This is a genomic window from Type-D symbiont of Plautia stali (assembly GCF_001485335.1).
In the GTDB taxonomy this organism is placed as follows: Bacteria; Pseudomonadota; Gammaproteobacteria; order Enterobacterales; family Enterobacteriaceae; genus Pantoea; species Pantoea vagans_C.
Genome location: NZ_BBOC01000114.1, coordinates 1 through 12,955 on the forward strand (window position 1 = coordinate 1; position 12,955 = coordinate 12,955).

Here is a 12,955-nt window from a genome sequence, read left to right on the forward strand (position 1 = left end):
CCCCGTGAAGGTCAGCCCGAAGAGCAAAGCGTCCGCCGCAGGGATGCGGCGGCCGATCTGCATGGATGCGTGATTCCTTTGCGATCGGGCTGACCTTTATGGGGCTATGCACGAGATTCACAGCAACCCCAGCAAAAAGTGCGCATAAATGCGCACCCTACTAACGGCGCTATTTATCGCACCCCCAGGTTTATTCCCCCGGTAATTCCAGCTTGCTGTAGCCCAGCCCGTTCATCTTACGCACCTTGATTTGCACCGGAATGCGCTCTTTCATGGCCTCAACGTGGCTGATCACTCCGATAGTCTTACCGCTGGCGTTGAGCGCGTCCAGGGCATCCAGTGCGGTATCAAGGGTTTCGGCATCAAGGGTGCCGAAGCCTTCATCGAGGAACAGGGATTCGATGCGCGTCTTATGGCTGACAAGATCGGACAAGGCCAGCGCCAGTGCCAGACTCACCAGGAAGCTTTCGCCACCTGACAACGTGCGCGTGTCGCGGGTGGCATCGGCTTGCCAGGTATCGACGACTTCCAGCTCCAGCTCTTCACTGGCGCGCCGTTGCAGCAGGTAACGGCCGTGTAAACGGTCCAGTTGGCGGTTCGCCAACCACACCAGATGATCCAGCGTTAATCCCTGGGCGAAGCGGCGGAATTTGTCGCCCTTGGCTGAACCGATTAAATCATTCAGCCGCCCAAGCTGCGCCAGTGACACCTCATCATCTGCAATTTGTGTCAGCAAGGATTGCTGCTGCTGACGCTGTTGTGCATCGCTGTGAAGCTGCTGCTGCGCCTCACCCTGCTGGCGGGCATTCTCGCGCAGTGTCTGGCGCAGAGAGGCTAACTGTTCAACCAGCCCGGCGGCAACGTCATCACTCAAGGTGGCAGGACGTTGCTGCTGATGGGCGGCAACACGCTGTGCCAGCTGCTGGCGCAATGTCTGCTGCTGTTGGCGCTGTTGCTCCAGCGTTTGCAGACGTTGGCGTAACTGCAGGAACGCCTGTTCATCCAGCAGCGCAGCACGTAGGGCTGCTTCGTCACTAAAATCACTCTGCTGCAACGCGGTGAGGAACGCGGTTTCCGCCGTCTGCACCCGCGTCAGCATGCTCTGCTGTTGGCTGTCTATCTGCTCGCACTGTCCGTTGAGACTGTGTAAAAGGCTTTGCGCCTGCTGCCACTGTTGCAGGTGCTGCGCCAGATTCTGTTCGCTTTGCTGTAGCGCGGCATGCTGCTGCTGACGGGCATCTGCAACCAAACGATCGCCAAACAGCCGATGGCGCTGTTGCTGCTGCTCGTTTTGCTGTTGTTGCAGGGTATGAAGAGTCTGCTGCAATGCATCCAGCTGTTGTTGCTCACGCAACGAATTTTGTTGCAGGTTACCCTGCTCGCTCTCCGCTTTGGCTAATTGCGGTTGCAACTCGCTGAGTAATCTTTCGCTCTGCTGCCAGGCTTGCCAGCGCTGTTGTAGCGCTTCCAGCCATGAAGTCCGCACATCACGCGCGGGTAGTGCAAGCTGATGTGCGGCCAGCTGATTTTCCAGCTGCTGTGCCAATTGCTGTGAGGCGCTGCGTTCTTGCCCCTCACGCTGATTGAGCTCTTCAAGCGTTTGCTGCGCGCTTTGCAACCGTTGTTGTGCCAGCTGCTGGGCATTCTGCTGATGTTGCAGCTGCTGTTGCTGAAGCAGATGAGCCTCTTTTGCCTGTTGCAGTGCCAGCGCCGCCTGTTCCCGTAGCTGGAGTTGCTGCTGCTGCGAGTTCTCCTGTGTGTCTTGCTGCTGCTGCCAGGCAGTGAAATCACCCTGCTGCTCCAGCGTGAAGGTAAGTGCCAGCTCACCGCTCAAACGCTGCCACTGCTGGTTGGCGGTGGCAACTTGCTGGTCGAACTCATCGACCTCCTGCTGCAAAACCTGCTGCTGCTGTAATGACAGTTTCTGCTGCTCGCCTTTGGCGGTGCCGTCCTCTCTGAGTTTGGCGACCAATGCTTCCTGTGCTGCCAGTCGCTGCTGGTTTTCACCGGGCTGCAGTTGCTGATATTGCGCGATGGCCGGATGCTGACAGGAGCCACACAACGGGCAGGGCTGGTCGGGTTGCAGTTTGGCGCGTTCGTCGGCTAACTGCGCGATAGTGCGCTCAAGTTCGCAAATCTTGCGGATATCGAGCAGCGTTTGATTTTCACGCTTGTAGTCGTCACGCAGCGCCTGTAAAGCCGATTCCTGCTGCTGATGCTGCTGTTGCAACTGCGTCAGTTTCTGGTGTCGCTGTTGACGCTGCGGTTGCAGGGATTGCCAGCGTGCCGCCAGCAGGCTGAGTTGCTGGCGGGCAGGGCGCTGCTGTTGATGCAGAGCCAGGGCTTCACGCAGTTGGCTACTCGCGGCCTCGGCTTCCAGTGAAGTGAGTGCCTGCTCCGCTTGTTGGCGTTGCTGGCTGGCTTGTGCTTCAGCCTGCTGCAAGGGTTGCAGCGCCTGCGCATGTTCGGTAATTGCCTGTTGTTGCTGCGTGACCTGCGTGTGCTGCTGTTTCTGCTGGGCAGTAAGCTGTGCCAGCGACTGCTCACGCTCTTCAAGGCGTGCGATATCCGCCTGCCAACGCGTCAGTTCCGCTCCCCAGCTGGCCACCGCCGCTTCGCGTTCTCGAAAATCCTGCTGCTGCGCGAATTGCTGTTGTAAGCGTTCACTCACTTGTTGATGCTGGCTCACCGCGGCCTGACTCTGTTGTACCACCTGCTGTTGCTGGGTGTGCAGGCGTTGTTGATCGGCAATTTGCCGCGCACCGCTGGCAAGCTGTTGATCAAGCGGGATAACCTGTTCGGTCAGCAAGGTTTCCAACTGCTGCTGGTCGGAAACGGCCTGCTCACGTGCCTGCTGCGCCGCCTGATACTGTGTTTCACCCTGCTGCAGCGCCGCCTGAGCCTGGTGCTGTTGGGCATGTAACTGCTGAGCCTGCTGCGTCAACGCTTGTTGATCACGTTGCAGCAGCTCGCGCTGCTGAAGCTTATCGCGCAGTTTTTCTGCCGGCTCGGCGCGTGACAAGCGTTGGCGATCCCCTTCGGCCTGCTGCCATGCATGTTCAGCGCTCTGTCCTGCCTGCTCGGCTTGCTGCTGCTCTTGCGTTAGCTGCTGAGATTGCGTTAACCACTGCTGCTGCTGTTGCGCTTGCTCCAGCTGTTCGCTGAGGGTTTTCTCCTCATTGGCTAACGTGTGTAACTGTTGGCTGAGTTCATCGCGACGGGCTTCATCCAGCAGCAGCATACCGCCCGCGCGGGCGCGTAGCGTATCTAACTCGCTGCGGGCGCTGCGCCAGCGCTCGTAAATCTGCATCGAGATTTGCCCGTAAATCTCGGTGCCGGTGAGTTCTTCCAGCAGCTCGGCGCGTTCTCCCGGTTTGGCATTCAGGAAGGCGGCAAACTGCCCTTGCGACAGCATCATCGAACGGGTAAAGCGCGCGAAATCCAGCCCGGAGAGGGTTTCAATCGCTTTGAGTTTGTCACCGACTTTATCGGCAACAATTTGGTTATCAGCCACGCGGGCCAGTTCGACACGCGGCGCCTGCAATTTGCCATCGGCCAGGCCACGTGCGCGGTTTTGGCTCCAGAACGCGCGCCAGGCTTCACCTTTGATTTCAAACTCCACTTCAGCCAGGCACTCTGCGGTATCACGGGTGATCAGTTCATTTTGCGTCTGCGATAGCACGCCGAGGCGTGGCGTCTGGTGATACAACGCCAGACAAATCGCATCCAGCAGCGTGGTTTTTCCTGCGCCGGTGGCGCCGGTAATGGCAAACAAACCGTTACTGGCAAAGGGCTCGCGGCGGAAATCAATAAACCACTCACCGCGCAGCGCATTGAGATTCTTAAAGCGTAACGTCAGAATTTTCATGCGGACGGGTTCTCCAGCGCGGCGAGGGTGGTGCGAAACAGTTGGGTGAGTTGATCGGCTTGTTCGGCATCCAGCTGATCTTCCTGCGCCAGACGGCGGGCAAACACCTCTTCCACTTTCAGCTCGCTCAGGGTTTCGTTGTCCATGCGTGCCAGGCTGCGCTGGCGCTGCTCACGGCTACGTCGTACCAGCAGCACTTCCACGGGCAGCGCTTCGGTGAGCTGTTCGACGCGACGCTGCAGGTCACTAAGATACTCTTGCGTGGTGATTTCAATATCCAGCCAGACCGGTTTTTCGCCGTCTCCCTCGCTGAATTGCGTCAGCTGTAACTCAATTTCCGCCATCGATCCTTTGAGCATCTGCATCGGCTGGAATAGCGGAATGGTGAGCGGTGTGACGGCGTCTAACTGGCGGCTGAAATCGAGCAGGAACACACTTTTATCGCGGCCCAGTTCATCAAAACTGAGTGGGATTGGCGAACCGCTGTAGCGGATATGTTCGCTATCGGCGATACGTTGCGCCCGATGGATATGGCCAAGCGCGATGTAATCGGCAGGCGGAAAAGCCTGCGCCGGGAAGGCATCCAGCGTGCCGATATAGATATCGCGTACCGAGTCGCTTTTGGTGACCCCCACCGTGGTGAGGTGCCCGGTGGCGATGATCGGCAGTGGCTGATCGCCACGCTGCGTGAGGGCTGCCGCGTAACACTGCTGGTAGTGCTGCTCTATCGCCTCCAGCAATGAGATTTGCTTTTCACGGCCTGATTGCCCGGCCTGACTACGCAGAATATCCCGTGGACGAAGATAAGGGATGGCGCACAGTAGCGCGCCCGGCGTGCCATCACGCTGATGCAGCGTCAGCACCTGCTGCTCGCCTTGTGGCGTGGCGCTGGTGATCACGCGGGTATTCAGGCAGGCAAGGAGTTCACGCGATTCATTGAGGGTGGCAACGGAATCATGGTTTCCTGCCAACACCACCAACTGACACCCAGTGGGCTGCAATGCCACCACAAAGCGGTTAAACATTTCACGCGCATAACTGGGTGGCGAACCGGTATCAAACAGGTCTCCGGCGACGATCAGTGCATCGACTTGATGCTGCTGGATCTGCTCCAGTAGCCAGTCAAGGAATGCCTGATGTTCAACCGCGCGGCTTTTACTGTAAAAGAACTGACCGAGATGCCAATCCGCCGTGTGTATGATGCGCATGAAAACTCCGTGCTTAGTTAAGCGAGCGAGAAGTATAACCTCTTCAGATCGCAAAGAAAAAAAAGCGCTAATCGTTGTCACATTTCTGTTTTTTAACTATTTATCATAGGTCGGGTTTTTCATAAAAGTGTCATAAAACTGACGCATAATGACGCCGCAAATCCCCGTGACAAGCCGTCACAACAGCAGGAGTTATAATGGCTAAGCGCATTTTGGTTGTGGAAGACGAAGCTCCCATCCGTGAAATGTTATGTTTCGTGCTGGAACAGAATGATTACCAGCCTATTGAGGCCGAAGACTACGACAGCGCGATTGGTAAGCTGATCGAGCCGTGGCCTGATTTGATTCTGCTGGACTGGATGTTGCCGGGTGGCAGCGGTATTCAGTTTATTAAACATTTGAAACGTGAAGCGATGACGCGCGATATCCCGGTGATGATGCTGACGGCGCGTGGAGAAGAAGAGGATCGCGTACGCGGTCTGGAAGTGGGCGCGGATGACTACATCACCAAGCCTTTCTCACCGAAAGAGCTGATGGCGCGTATCAAGGCGGTGATGCGTCGTATCTCCCCGATGGCAGTGGAAGAGGTGATTGAGATGCAGGGCTTGAGCCTGGATCCCTCCTCACACCGTGTGATGGCCGAGAGCACCCCGCTGGAAATGGGCCCAACGGAATATAAATTACTGCACTTCTTTATGACGCATCCAGAGCGTGTATACAGCCGTGAGCAGCTGTTAAACCACGTTTGGGGCACCAACGTGTACGTCGAAGATCGTACGGTTGATGTGCATATCCGTCGTTTACGTAAAGCTTTGGAAGTTTCTGGTCACGATCGCATGGTTCAAACCGTACGCGGAACAGGGTATCGTTTCTCTGCCCGCTACTAAACGGAGTCTTTTACCGTGCTGGAACGACTCTCCTGGAAGAGATTAATGACCGAGCTGGCGCTGGTCTGCTTGCCTGCGCTGGTGCTGGGTCTGTTGTTCGGTTATCTGCCCTGGCTGCTGCTGATTGCCGTATCCAGCGTGCTGTTTTGGCACTTCAGAAACCTGATGCGTCTGTCGCACTGGTTGTGGGTTGATCGCTCCATGACGCCGCCTTCCGGGCGCGGCAGTTGGGAGCCGCTGTTTTACGGTCTGTACCAGATGCAACTGCGTAACCGACGTCGCCGTCGTGAACTCGGTAATCTGATTAAGCGTTTTCGCAGCGGTGCGGAATCGCTCCCCGATGCGGTGGTGTTGACCACCGAAGAGGGCACGATTTTCTGGTGTAACGGACTGGCTCAACAGCATTTGGGCTTGCGCTGGCCGGAGGATAACGGTCAGAACATCCTCAATTTGCTGCGCTATCCTGAGTTTTCTCGCTATATCCGTCAGCGCGATTTTAATAAGCCACTGACGCTGGTGCTCAACAACCAGCATCATATGGAATTCCGCGTGATGCCCTACAGTGAAGGGCAGTGGCTGATGGTGGCGCGTGATGTGACCCAGATGCACCAGTTGGAAGGCGCACGGCGTAACTTCTTCGCTAACGTCAGCCACGAACTGCGCACCCCGTTAACGGTGCTGCAGGGGTATCTGGAGATGATGGACGATGCGACGATGAACGAGCGCACGCGTGGCAAAGCATTGCACACCATGCAGGAACAGACGCGTCGTATGGATAGCCTGGTGAAACAATTACTGACGCTGTCGCGTATCGAAGCGGCACCGGCCATCGATTTGAAAGAAACGGTGGATGTGCCAGGTATGCTGCTGTTGTTGCAGCGTGAGGCAGAAACCCTGAGCCAGGGCCGTCACAGTATCCATTTTCACACCGATCCGCATCTCAAAGTGTTTGGTAATGATGAGCAACTGCGTAGTGCCATTTCTAATCTGGTCTACAACGCGGTGAATCACACGCCAGATGGCACGCGTCTCGATATCAGCTGGCTGCGCACGAAAGAGGGCGCGCAGTTTAAGGTCTGTGATAACGGGCCGGGGATCAGTGAAGAGCATTTGCCACGCCTGACAGAGCGCTTCTATCGGGTGGATAAAGCCCGCTCACGCGCCACAGGCGGTAGTGGGCTGGGGCTGGCGATCGTGAAACATGCGTTAAGCCATCACAATGCGCGGCTGGAGATCACCAGTATCCCGCATCAGGAAACCTGTTTTAGTTTTCTTCTGCCGCCACGGTTGATTGTGGCAAAGGGAATCCGCGAGAATGTGGCGCAGTAAACGCCACCGGATAACCTGATGAAATCGCTGTTGCTGTTCACTTTGCTGTTGTGCTCTGCGCTGGCGCAGGGCCAACAAACCATGCTCACCGGCAATTTGAGCAGCGTGGGTTCTGATACCCTCGGCTATCTGATGACGCTGTGGGGCGAGGATTTTAGCCGTCAGTCACCTGGCGTTAACGTTCAGGTACAGGCGGCGGGCTCCTCCACCGCACCCACCGCGCTGGCGGCGGGCGCCGCTCAGTTGGGTGCCATGAGCCGCCCAATGCAGATTGATGAGCGCCAACTGTTCACCACACGCTATGGTTATCCCCCATTGGCTGTCCCCGTTGCCATGGATGCGCTGGTGGTGGTGGTGAATCAGGACAACCCACTGCCCGATATCGATCAGCCGCAACTCGATGCACTCTTCTCCGTCACCCGCTTATGTGGCGCGCACAGCGTACCGCAGCGCTGGGGCGATCTCGGATTGAATCAGGATGGCTGGGCAAAACGCAGCATTCAGCGCTTTGGTCGTAACTCAGCCTCGGGCACCTGGGGATTCTTTAAACAACAGGCGCTGTGTAAAGGCGATTTTCGCGCTGACGTCGCGGAATTTCCGGGTTCGGCTGCCGTGGTGCAAGCGGTGGCGAGCACCCCCAACAGCATTGGCTATGCCAGCTTCGGTTTCCATCTGAGCGGCGTAAAAATGGTGCCGATCAAGACGGCCAGCGGCGCGAGCGTGATGCCCGATGCCGAATCTATTCGTAGCGGCCACTATCCGTGGTCTCGTCCTCTCTACATTTATGTGAATAAAGCGCCAGGCAAACCCTTGCCACCCTTGGTCAGTGCTTTCCTGCATCAGGTGTTATCGCCAGCAGGGCAACGACGCGTCACTGAAGCGGGCTACCTGCCGCTTTCAGAAAGCCAAATGGCGCAGGCACGCGCCGCCATCGAAGGAAATTGAAGCAGTAGTCGCCGATCATGAATTATATTCACGTCAGCTGAATTTTCTTCCATTGCCCTTCGGGGCATAGCGTGTCACTCTCATGGACATGTAGCCGTCCAGATGGCTAAGAATAACCACGCGAAATTATACCCTGACGCAATTATGCGTTTAGCCAGGAGTGCATATGTCACATCATCATCCGTTCCGTGCCGATACCGTCGGCAGTTTTCTCCGTCCCGCGGCCATCAAGCAGGCGCGCGTGCAGTTTTCCAACGGTGAGATCTCCGCGGAGCAGCTGCGTCAGGTGGAAGACACTGAGATCCGTCATGTGGTTGAACAGCAACGTGCCAACGGTTTGCAGGTGGTGACAGACGGTGAATTCCGTCGCGCGTGGTGGCACTTCGACTTCTTTGGCGATCTGCAGGGCGTTGAGCTGTTTGAAGCCGAGCAGGGCATTCAATTTAATGGCGTGCAGACCAAAGCGCACGGCGTCAAAGTCACTGGCAAAGTGGGTTTCAATCCCAACCACCCGATGCTGGAACACTTCCGTTTTCTGAAGAGCATTGCCGGTGATGCGGTAGCGAAAATGACCATTCCAAGCCCAAGCGTGCTGCACTTTCGCGGTGGGCGTAAGGTGATTGATGCCACCGTCTATCCTGATTTAAAAGAGTACTTCGCTGATTTGGCACAGACCTATAAAGATGCGATCAGTGCGTTTTACGCCGAAGGCTGTCGCTTCCTGCAACTGGATGACACCGTGTGGGCCTATCTCTGCTCGACGGATCAGCAGCAGCAGATCCGTGAACGCGGTGAAGATTCGCAAGAGTTGGCACGTATCTACGCCGGGGTGCTGAATAAAGCGCTGGAAGATAAACCTGCCGATTTGACCATTGGCTTGCATGTCTGTCGCGGTAACTTCCGCTCAACCTGGATTTCCGAAGGCGGCTACGAGCCAGTGGCCGAGATTCTGTTTGGTCAGGTCAATATCGATGCGTACTTCCTCGAATATGACAACGAGCGCTCAGGCGGTTTTGAGCCGTTGCGCTTTATTAAGCCGGGTCATCAGCAAGTGGTACTGGGTTTAATCACCACCAAAAACGGTGAGCTGGAAGATCCTGCTCAGGTGAAAGCCCGTCTGCAAGAAGCATCGCAGTTCGTGAGCCTTGACCAGATCTGCCTGAGCCCACAGTGTGGCTTTGCGTCGACCGAAGAGGGCAACAGCCTGAGCGAAGCGCAGCAGTGGCAGAAGATTCGTCTGGTGGTCGATATCGCTAAACAAGTGTGGTGATGCTGTAAACTTGTGCAAACAGGCGCGTAAATCGCGCCTTTTGTGCATCCATAAGCCAATTTTTGCAAGGAGATCTCCCGCGATGCGGAAACTTTAAGCAAATCATCTGAGGTGTTTTACGCCTATTCCCCGCTGATTAACTGCTTTGTGTCACTTTGTTGCTATATCCTTCTGGTTTTCCGATCCCGTATTGCCTTTCTTCGCTATAAACGTTTTAATTTGCGCCGTTGTCGATTTATCCCTCTGTGAACAGAAGAAAAGTAGTTTAAATCACCTGCGCTTTAACGATTAGGCCCGCATAACACACTGATTCCATCAGTTAAGCCCTTGTTTACGCGTATCCAGAGGACAACACGAACTCAACTTCCACCGCAACATCAGCTACAGGCAGTACAGAAGTTTATGACACATCGTTTAACCTCCAAGGATATCCTGGCGCTGGGCTTCATGACGTTTGCCCTGTTCGTTGGCGCAGGAAACATTATCTTTCCACCGATGGTGGGGATTCAGTCTGGCGAACACGTCTGGGTTGCCGCTTTTGGCTTTCTGATCACGGCTGTTGGCTTGCCGGTGATGACCGTTATCGCCCTGGCACGTGTTGGCGGCGGCATTGATGCCCTGAGCTCACCGATTGGCAAGGCGGCAGGTCTGCTGTTAGCCACCGTTTGCTATCTGGCCGTGGGCCCGCTGTTCGCCACCCCGCGTACTGCGACCGTCTCCTTCGAAGTCGGGATTGCGCCATTGACTGGTGATGGCGCGCTGCCGTTGTTCATTTACAGCCTGATTTACTTTGCGCTGGTGATTGGTATCTCCCTGTACCCAGGCAAATTGCTCGACACCGTCGGTCATTTCCTCGCACCACTGAAAATCGTTGCGCTCACTATTCTGGGCGTGGCTGCACTGCTGTGGCCTGCGGGCGGTATTGCACCTGCGACAGCTGATTACCAGCGTGCTGCGTTCTCCAGCGGTTTCGTCAATGGTTACTTGACCATGGATACGCTGGGCGCCCTGGTGTTCGGTATCGTGATTGTCAATGCCGCGCGTTCTCGCGGTGTGGAAGATGCCAAATTGCTGACGCGATACACCATGCTGGCGGGCGTGATCGCCGGTGTCGGCCTGACGCTGGTTTACCTCAGCCTGTTTAAACTGGGTTCCGGTAGTGCGGGCCTGGTCGATCAGAATGCGAACGGTGCGGCGATTCTGCACGCCTATGTGCAACAGACCTTCGGCGGTATGGGGAGTTTCTTCCTGGCGGCGCTGATTTTCGTGGCCTGTATGGTGACGGCAGTTGGCCTGACCTGCGCCTGTGCCGAATTCTTTGCGCAATACCTGCCATTGTCGTATAAGACGCTGGTGTTTATTTTGGGTCTGTTCTCCATGGTGGTGTCGAACCTCGGCCTGAGCCATTTGATTCAGATTTCCATTCCGGTGCTGACGGCCATTTATCCGCCGTGCATCGTGCTGGTGGTGTTGAGCTTCACCCTGAGGTGGTGGAACAAAAGCACGCGTATCATTGCGCCAACCATGCTGGTGAGCCTGCTGTTTGGTATCGTTGATGCGATTAAAACCACTAACTTTAAAGATGTACTGCCGCTGTTTAGTCAGCATCTGCCGCTGGCAGATCAGGGACTTTCCTGGTTGCCGCCATCGCTGGTGATGCTGGTGATTGCTGCGGTGGTGGATCGCGCAAAAGGACGCGAACAGGTCGCTGTTCATCAGTAAGCAACATTGCTGTTAATTTCAACCACGGGCTTGCCCGTGGTTTTTCATTTTCAAGGTACAGGCGGTTATGCAAGAAACCAACAAGCTCAAACGCGGACTGAGCACGCGCCACATCCGGTTTATGGCACTGGGATCGGCGATTGGCACCGGGCTGTTTTACGGCTCGGCGGATGCGATCAAGATGGCAGGACCCAGCGTGCTGCTGGCCTACATTATCGGCGGTGCCGTGGCGTATATCATCATGCGTGCGCTGGGTGAGATGTCAGTGAATAACCCGCAGGCCAGCTCCTTTTCGCGTTATGCGCAGGATTATCTCGGCCCATTGGCGGGATACATCACGGGCTGGACCTACTGTTTTGAAATCCTGATTGTGGCGATTGCCGACGTCACGGCGTTCGGCATCTATATGGGCGTGTGGTTCCCGGAAGTGCCGCACTGGATCTGGGTACTCAGCGTGGTGTTGATCATCGGCGGTATTAATCTGATGAGCGTGAAGGTGTTTGGCGAAGTGGAGTTTTGGTTCTCTTTCTTCAAAGTCGCCACCATCATCATCATGATTCTCGCCGGTTTCGGCATTATTTTCTGGGGCATCGGCAACGGCGGTCAGCCAACCGGCATTCACAATCTGTGGACCAACGGCGGTTTCTTCGCGCACGGTATCATCGGTATGCTGCTGTCACTGCAGATGGTGATGTTCGCTTACGGTGGGATTGAGATTATCGGGATCACCGCCGGTGAAGCGGAAGAACCTGCGAAGTCGATTCCTCGTGCCATCAACTCTGTACCACTGCGTATTCTGGTGTTCTACGTGGGTACGTTGTTCGTCATTATGTCGATCTATCCCTGGAATCAAGTCGGTACGCAGGGCAGCCCGTTTGTGCTGACCTTCCAGCATCTCGGCATTGCGGCGGCGGCATCCATTCTTAACTTTGTGGTGATCACCGCGTCCCTGTCGGCGATTAACAGCGATGTGTTTGGTGTCGGACGTATGCTGCACGGTATGGCGCAGCAGGGCCATGCGCCAAAAGTCTTCACTAATACCAGCGAGCGCGGTGCGCCGTGGGTGACAGTGGTAGTGATGATGGTGGCGTTGCTGATGGCGGTTTATCTCAACTATCTGATGCCAGAAAAAGTGTTCCTGGTGATCGCTTCGCTGGCGACCTTTGCCACGGTGTGGGTGTGGATCATGATTCTGCTGTCGCAGATTGCGTTCCGCCGCAAAATTGGTGCGCAGGAAGCCGGTAAGCTGCAGTTTGCCCTGCCAGGTGGCAGCGCAACAGCGTGGATCGGCGTGGCGTTCCTGGTGTTTATCATCGCGCTGATTGGCTATTTCCCGGATACACGTGTGTCACTGTACGCGGGCTTTGGCTGGATTGTGTTGCTGTTGCTGGCGTGGCCACTGGTGAAGAAGCGCCGGGGTTGAAATTGACGGGTGTGTATCACGACGCACCTGTCTGCAGGTCGCCATAAGTGGCGTAATGCTCGTTAGTTAAGCGATTGGCGATAACGCCGTCTGGGGCCGCACCGGGGCTGGCGGTCCTCGCGCCGCTACGCGGTGCCTTCACTTCACTCGTCTGCCTTACGGACCGGTGCCGATGGAACATCCATGTTCCAGCGCCACCTTTCGCCCGCGTCCTGCGGGCTCTCCTGGCATACTCGCTCAGCTCAGCGCTGCGGAATGCCAGCCCCGGTGCGGCCCCAGCCAGCTCATGAGCTTCAGTGCGTG

General features: G+C 56.2%; 8 protein-coding genes. 6 read left to right on the forward strand and 2 right to left on the reverse strand.

The window, feature by feature from the left end; genetic code table 11:
- Positions 1–190: 190 nt before the first annotated feature.
- Both PSSD_RS23580 and sbcD read right to left on the reverse strand, forming a co-directional pair.
- Positions 191–3,868 carry an AAA family ATPase gene (locus PSSD_RS23580; protein ID WP_058973906.1) on the reverse strand — a complete coding sequence of 1,226 codons (3,678 nt, stop codon included), beginning with the start codon at positions 3,866–3,868 and terminating at the stop codon, positions 191–193.
- The gene (sbcD, locus tag PSSD_RS23585) at positions 3,865–5,076 is read right to left on the reverse strand and encodes an exonuclease subunit SbcD (protein ID WP_058973907.1); all 1,212 of its coding nucleotides are present in this window, start codon (positions 5,074–5,076) and stop codon (positions 3,865–3,867) included. Before sbcD ends, PSSD_RS23580 begins: the two co-directional genes overlap by 4 nt.
- Positions 5,077–5,273: 197 nt before the next feature.
- Between sbcD and phoB the strand changes: the two genes are divergently transcribed.
- From phoB to proY, 6 genes are all read left to right on the forward strand, one after another.
- Positions 5,274–5,963, forward strand: coding sequence for a phosphate response regulator transcription factor PhoB (gene phoB, locus PSSD_RS23590; RefSeq protein WP_039334281.1), 690 nt, complete (start codon positions 5,274–5,276; stop codon positions 5,961–5,963).
- 15 nt (positions 5,964–5,978) lie between these two features.
- The gene (phoR, locus tag PSSD_RS23595) at positions 5,979–7,292 is read left to right on the forward strand and encodes a phosphate regulon sensor histidine kinase PhoR (RefSeq protein ID WP_039334279.1); all 1,314 of its coding nucleotides are present in this window, start codon (positions 5,979–5,981) and stop codon (positions 7,290–7,292) included.
- 18 nt (positions 7,293–7,310) lie between these two features.
- Positions 7,311–8,237: a PstS family phosphate ABC transporter substrate-binding protein gene (locus tag PSSD_RS23600; RefSeq protein WP_039334277.1), complete on the forward strand. Its 927-nt coding sequence runs from the start codon at positions 7,311–7,313 to the stop codon at positions 8,235–8,237.
- A 166-nt stretch (positions 8,238–8,403) separates the two neighbouring features.
- Positions 8,404–9,507, forward strand: a complete 1,104-nt coding sequence (locus tag PSSD_RS23605) for a cobalamin-independent methionine synthase II family protein (protein WP_058973908.1) — start codon at positions 8,404–8,406, stop codon at positions 9,505–9,507.
- 402 nt (positions 9,508–9,909) lie between these two features.
- Positions 9,910–11,229, forward strand: coding sequence for a branched-chain amino acid transporter carrier protein BrnQ (gene brnQ / locus PSSD_RS23610; RefSeq protein ID WP_058973909.1), 1,320 nt, complete (start codon positions 9,910–9,912; stop codon positions 11,227–11,229).
- Between the two features lie 67 nt (positions 11,230–11,296).
- Positions 11,297–12,652: a proline-specific permease ProY gene (gene proY / locus PSSD_RS23615; RefSeq protein ID WP_058973910.1), complete on the forward strand. Its 1,356-nt coding sequence runs from the start codon at positions 11,297–11,299 to the stop codon at positions 12,650–12,652.
- The last annotated feature ends 303 nt before the right edge of the window (positions 12,653–12,955 follow it).

Excerpts from the sequence above, each read along its gene's own strand:
- PSSD_RS23580 (WP_058973906.1), bottom strand. The coding sequence starts at position 3,868 with ATGAAAATTCTGACGTTACGCTTTAAGAATCTCAATGCGCTGCGCGGT.
- PSSD_RS23605 (WP_058973908.1), top strand. The coding sequence starts at position 8,404 with ATGTCACATCATCATCCGTTCCGTGCCGATACCGTCGGCAGTTTTCTC.
- proY (WP_058973910.1), top strand. The coding sequence starts at position 11,297 with ATGCAAGAAACCAACAAGCTCAAACGCGGACTGAGCACGCGCCACATC.
- phoB (WP_039334281.1), top strand. The coding sequence starts at position 5,274 with ATGGCTAAGCGCATTTTGGTTGTGGAAGACGAAGCTCCCATCCGTGAA.
- brnQ (WP_058973909.1), top strand. The coding sequence starts at position 9,910 with ATGACACATCGTTTAACCTCCAAGGATATCCTGGCGCTGGGCTTCATG.
- PSSD_RS23600 (WP_039334277.1), top strand. The coding sequence starts at position 7,311 with ATGAAATCGCTGTTGCTGTTCACTTTGCTGTTGTGCTCTGCGCTGGCG.
- sbcD (WP_058973907.1), bottom strand. The coding sequence starts at position 5,076 with ATGCGCATCATACACACGGCGGATTGGCATCTCGGTCAGTTCTTTTAC.